General features: G+C 67.2%; 1 protein-coding gene. It reads right to left on the bottom strand.

The window, feature by feature from the left end; all coding sequences use genetic code 11:
- A partial coding sequence (locus tag A5652_RS19465) for an ESX secretion-associated protein EspG (RefSeq protein WP_197514023.1) occupies positions 1–548 on the bottom strand: 548 nt, incomplete at both ends.

The raw sequence follows: 548 nt of genomic DNA, 5'->3' as shown, positions 1-548 counted from the left end.
ACTGACCAGAATCCGCCCTTCGCGTGCGTCGACAATGCTCATCCCCACCTCGCTGGTGGAGTGCCGGCCGTCGCGGTGGCAGCCGGCGACGATCTCGACGTAACTACGCGGTCCGTTGAACACCGATTCCACCACCTTCCGTGCCGATTGCGAAATACCTAGGTAGTCAAGGACTTCGGGGAGCGAAGCACCCGAACGCAGCCGTTCGTCGGCTCGGGCGCCGACCCGCGTCGGCATGCTGAACTCGTCGAACCGAGCGGGCGGCCGGTGCGCGAGGCCCACGGTGAGCACCGGGACCATCGCACGTGGATCGTCGATGTCCATGACGGTGAACGTGATGAGCTGCGCGCTGCGCAACGCGACCACCGTGATCGACGGCTTGCCGGCCACACCCGAGCGCTGCGCGACGACGCCGCGCAGCAACTCGGCGCTGCCGCCCGCAGCGGTGTCCTTCGCCGGGCCGACATACCGCATGTCCAGCCACCGCTCCGGAAAACACACCACTTTGATCCACTCGGCGACCGCGGGGTTGACGACTCCGTCTTCCG

The sequence above is a fragment of the Mycobacterium sp. 1165178.9 genome, from assembly GCF_001673555.1.
Lineage (GTDB): Bacteria > Actinomycetota > Actinomycetes > Mycobacteriales > Mycobacteriaceae > Mycobacterium.
Note: the sequence above shows the minus strand (reverse complement) of the source record. Positions and strands in the feature narration are given on the sequence as shown.